Genomic DNA, 4577 nt, shown 5'->3' with positions numbered 1-4577 from the left:
TCCGGTACCCGCGGGACGAGGTTTGGCGCGGCGGGCCGGACGTGGCCGATGTTTCCTCGGCCGGTGACGACGGTAACGGGCCGAACGCCACAATGTCACCATTTGATAACGCGGAGTGTCTTCGCCTGCTGCGGGGCCGCATTGACCGCGCGAGGACCCTTCCCAGCTCGCGGCGACGAGACGTGCGTATCGCCGTCCCGTTGCCCTTCCGTTACCCGGCCGTTATGTGAGGGGGCTCACAGCATTGCGGTGCGTCGACGAGGACCGTACCGAGGGGCATGAGCGTCGTAGGTCGGTCGCAGAGTGAAGAACCCGACACGGGATTTCCACAACTCACTCGTCTCGCTCGGCCCGTGGGTGGGCATGCTCGTGTCGAGGGGATGTGGTCTTGATCTATTCACGGTATGCCCAGGTCACCGACCGATGCCTGTCCGGGGATCGCCCGCGTTTCAGCCCTCCCACCGTGTTGTGACGCGGCGCGACGGCGCCCGTGGTCCCGTGGGGTGAACCGGCCAATGATGCCGAACCGTAATGGAGAGACAGATGAGGCAGCTCGGTAGCGCCGGAGAACGACACCTCCAGCATCGGTACGGCACCGTCGAGCGTGCCGCCCGGTTCTATGCCGAACAGGTGCTCGACCATCTCACTCCGGCGATGATCGACTTCGTCGGCCGCCAGGAGATCGCGTTTGTCGCCACCGCGGACGCGGCCGGTGAATGTGACAACAGCCTGCGCGCCGGCGCGCCCGGATTCCTGCATGTGATCGACCCCCAAACCCTCGCCTACCCCGAGTACCGAGGCAACGGGGTGATGGCCAGTCTCGGCAACATCGCCGAGAATCCGCACGTCGGACTCGTGCTCGTCGATTTCGTCCACGGGCTGCACATCAACGGCGCGGCGCGGATCGTCGAGGACGAGGTGCTGCGCTCGGAACTTGCGGATCTACCGGGCGACTGCGCGCCGGGGCGCATCCCGCAGCGGTGGGTGATGGTGGCCGTCGAAGAGGCATACATTCACTGCCGCAAGCACATTCCCCGCATGGAGCCCGTTCCGTCCCACGAGACCGGGGAACCGACGACGCGAAACGCAAGGGCGGTGACTACTTCGACGCGAAAGGCACCCGGCGGTACGACCGGGTGACGGCGGAGTCCGCGCTAGCACCGAGGAGGTAGTTGACGGCCGCCTCCACCACGGCGTCTCGAGTGGGCAAGCCGATACCCGCGGCCGAGTGGGGTGGAGGCCGCCGACTCGTCCAGGAACAACCCGGGTGATGGCGGGCCCGGCGCCTCCACGGCGGCGACGCGACCGAGAGCGGTGACGTTCGCGATCCGCAGTTCAGGCCGGGTGCCGGTGATCGTGAGTTCCCCCGGGGCAAATGAATCTGGTCGGTTGTTTAATTTCATACACTGGGAAATTTACGTTTATGCGAAACGCGGCCGACGGGTGCATCCGATAAGGCGCATAAGCGCGAAATAACGATCGCGTGGATACCCGATATGACAGAAGGAGTGGAACTGCATGGGTTCTGCAGGAATTGATTTCAACGTCGCCCTCGACGCATTCCTCCAGTGGCTTCAGGTGAGCTTCGGCCTCGGCGGCGGCATCGGCTGACCGACCGCAGCGTACCGGAGCGCTGCACCGTAGGACGGGACAGCAGTGGTGCTCGGCTCGCCGAACGTGAGCCGAGCACCCTGCTGAACTGTGCATACTGTGCGTATGTGTGGTCGTGGGCGATCGGTTGTCGGTTGGGTCCTCGCCGCAGTCGGCGGCCGACCCACCCCCGGTCGGTCCTGGTGCGGGTCTGGTTGTCGACAACGATGCGGGTCACCCGGCGGAATGCTCACCGACGCCCAGGGGCGGGATCCGAACAATTGCTCGAGCGGGCCCGGAATATCGCCGTTCGTGCGTCGAGGAAACGCTACTGGTGTCAAAAAAGAATTATTGTGACCCCTGAATGAAGTTCGTGCGCAATCCGCAAATTCGCCGACAAATTTGCCGCCGTACGCCGAATGTGGCTCGCGGGGCGCTCGGGTGTCGGGAAGGCTGCATGACAGGCTCTGAACCCGCCCGGTGCGGCACCCGCAGTCCCTCGGCGACGGTGAATCCCGTGGCGACCGTGAACTCGACTCGTCGATGACTGCGTCCAGAAACTCGTGGCCGATCAGGTCGGCCCCCGCCCCGAATCGCGCGTCGAACTTCACCCCTCACACACATCACGACGACACGGGAAAGGTGGTCAGATGAGCATCGCACAGATGAACCGGATGGTGTCCTTCGAACTACGCTGGTACAGCCACGGCGGCGGCCCGGAGGAGACGATCCTGGCGGACTTTGGGATGAGCTCCACCGAGTTCTTCCGGGAACTGCACACCAACCTCGAACTCGACCCGCCGACACCGCTGCAACCGAAACTGGTCGAGACGATGAAGGCCGTTGCTCGCCGACGCCTCTGGGCAGGATCCTGACCACGCCCCGCTCCGATCAGCCCCCTCGTCGTCGGTGCCGCGGCTCGGCGCCGGAACAGCATCGTGAGTTGGGAGGCGAGGTTCCGAGCTCGGGGTGGGGTGTGATCTTCGCTCAGCTCGGTGGTACTCGATGCTGGAGGGAGTCGATCTCGGCGGACACCTCGTCGAGGCGGCGTCTGACCTTCGCCAGCAGGCCCTCGAGTTCGAGAATGCCGACTTCCACTTCTTCCCGCTCGGCCAACCGGCGGGCGAGCTCGTTCGGAGGTGATGTCGACTTCATCTACTCACGGTACGCAGGTCATCAGGCCTGAGGAGGTCGAGTCGTTCCTCGCGTGAGAGGTGTGCGTCGGAGTGGTTCACGAGGTTACGGAAGGGCCGTACGCGGCCGGGGCGGGGTGGGCGATCACTCGGCCTCGGCGCGTACGACGTCGGGCGCCCCGCGGCCGAAGGGGTTGGCGACCGGAACCGGGGCTGGCTGCCCCGGCGGGTCTGGCGCGAGCCCCGGGTCAACGTACTGAGCGGGTACCCGGATGCGGGCCGGCTACGCCGGATTCGCCGCAGCCCCCCGGGGGAATGCGTGGCAGCGCCGTGACCTCCGGGGCGGCTGAGGATCCGGGTGCGTGGCCGGAGTGGAAAGAGGCCGACCGATGTCCGAGAGCACGCACACCCCGAAACCCGGGCCCGCGGCGCTGCGTGTGGGCGCGCGGCTGCGGGTGCGCCGGCCGTCCGAACCGGCGCAGACCGGTCGGATCGTGGAGGACTTCGCCGCGCTGACCGACACCGGGGAGCGGGGGCACCGATGCCCACCGGTGCACCGGTGGGCGGTCGCCCTCGACGACGGACGGTTGGTGTTCGCCTACACCGACGGCCTGACCGCGGACCCGGCCTGACCGCCCACCCCGGGCACGGGTGGGATCGGGCCGGTGGCCCCGTGGACTGCCGACCAGCGCGAGACCGTCCCCGGGGCCCCTCGTGCCCGTGGCCCCGGGGGCGGTCGACCGGTTACCTCACCGTCACGCTGCCGGTGAAGAAGAACGGTGGGGTGCCGCCGAAGCAGAAGACGGTCACGGTCGAGTTTTTCGCGAAGCCGCTCAACGTGCCGACCCCGGGCGCGAAGGCACCGGTCTTGAGGTTGAAGCCGGAGTCGAAGCCGAAGCAGGTCCAGTTCTCGCCGGCCGGCACCGTGACGGTCACGGTTCCCTGGGCGCCGGCCCCGACGCTCAACGCCGGCACCGCCGACGCGGTCCCTGCCGCGAGGACTATCGCGGGAGCGATCACGGCCGTCGCGATGGCCGTGCGCGCTGCGAGTTTGTTCATCATGCTCACCTCATCCGTGGAAGTCCCCGACTCCTGTAGCAACGCCGGCTCCGGAAGCGGTGCGAAGACGTTGGACATTCCGCGCACCCTTTGCGGGGCACTCCTCCTGTGAACAAGTACCGCTTTCCCCGTAACCAGCACTTCGAACCGGGCGCGACTGATCGTCGAGGATGCAGACACACATATCGCCGGGTGTTGACGTGCGTGCGCCGTGGGTACTGGGTTTTCAGCCATTCGTCGGCGTTGTTGACCGATCGCGGAAGTGGGCCTGCCGCGGCCGACGTCACCGGCAATCACACGATCCGTCGCAAACCCCAGCACCGGTTCCGACGCACCCTGCCTGGGGTATCCGTCCGGCCCGCCGACGGCCCCGCCCGATGCCCGCACCGGCCCGGTGCCCTGTGCCGGTCCGTCCCAGGAGGGTCGAGCCGACTTTGCATTCGGGTGCCATCTCACGGGCACTTGCCCTCTCGGCGGTCCACGGAAACTCAGCACACCTTTCGTGGACGGTGCCGGCGGATCCGACCGGGTGGACTGTTCCTCGGTCCGAATTGCGCAGTCCTCTCCCGTCTTTGACCGGTCCCGTCTTTGACCGGTTGAATTGGGCCCGTTCCGGGTAGTCGCTAGCCGACCCCCGCGTGCACCCCTGGCCTTCCGGGGCGCCGGGGCGATGGAGCCTGCCTGGGGGGCGGAGTTGCGGCTGCGGCGCCGCGCGGTGGGCGAACAGAAGCAAGGAGTCAAGCATGACCACGGCAGGCGGACCCAGTTCCAGCAGTCTCGCCGACGTCATCGACA

General features: G+C 67.1%; 4 protein-coding genes and 1 pseudogene. 3 read left to right on the top strand and 2 right to left on the bottom strand.

The genetic code is table 11. The annotated features are described in order from the left end of the window. The first annotated feature begins 543 nt into the window (after positions 1 to 543). Together P3H15_RS53035 and P3H15_RS53030 are read left to right on the top strand one after the other, a co-directional pair. Positions 544 to 1172, top strand: a pseudogene (locus P3H15_RS53035) (pyridoxamine 5'-phosphate oxidase family protein). Positions 1173 to 2240: 1068 nt separating this feature from the next. Then, the gene (locus tag P3H15_RS53030; RefSeq protein WP_276144669.1) at positions 2241 to 2465 is read left to right on the top strand and encodes a DUF3263 domain-containing protein; all 225 of its coding nucleotides are present in this window, start codon (positions 2241 to 2243) and stop codon (positions 2463 to 2465) included. Positions 2466 to 2577: 112 nt separating this feature from the next. Here the strand turns inward: P3H15_RS53030 and P3H15_RS53025 are convergent, their stop codons facing one another. Next, complete coding sequence (locus tag P3H15_RS53025) at positions 2578 to 2745, bottom strand: hypothetical protein (RefSeq protein WP_276144668.1); 168 nt, start codon at positions 2743 to 2745, stop codon at positions 2578 to 2580. 367 nt (positions 2746 to 3112) lie between these two features. On the opposite strand from P3H15_RS53025, the gene P3H15_RS53020 reads away from it, so the two are divergent. Then, positions 3113 to 3355 carry a hypothetical protein gene (locus tag P3H15_RS53020; RefSeq protein WP_276144667.1) on the top strand — a complete coding sequence of 81 codons (243 nt, stop codon included), beginning with the start codon at positions 3113 to 3115 and terminating at the stop codon, positions 3353 to 3355. A 112-nt stretch (positions 3356 to 3467) separates the two neighbouring features. Here P3H15_RS53020 and P3H15_RS53015 read toward each other — a convergent pair whose 3' ends face one another. Next, positions 3468 to 3785 carry a hypothetical protein gene (locus tag P3H15_RS53015; RefSeq protein WP_276144670.1) on the bottom strand — a complete coding sequence of 106 codons (318 nt, stop codon included), beginning with the start codon at positions 3783 to 3785 and terminating at the stop codon, positions 3468 to 3470. Positions 3786 to 4577 lie beyond the last annotated feature (792 nt).

It is taken from the genome of Rhodococcus sp. T2V, from assembly GCF_029269925.1.
In the GTDB taxonomy this organism is placed as follows: domain Bacteria; phylum Actinomycetota; class Actinomycetes; order Mycobacteriales; family Mycobacteriaceae; genus Rhodococcus_F; species Rhodococcus_F koreensis.
The sequence above is the reverse complement of the archived record's forward strand: the minus strand, read 5'-3'. Positions and strand labels throughout refer to the sequence as shown.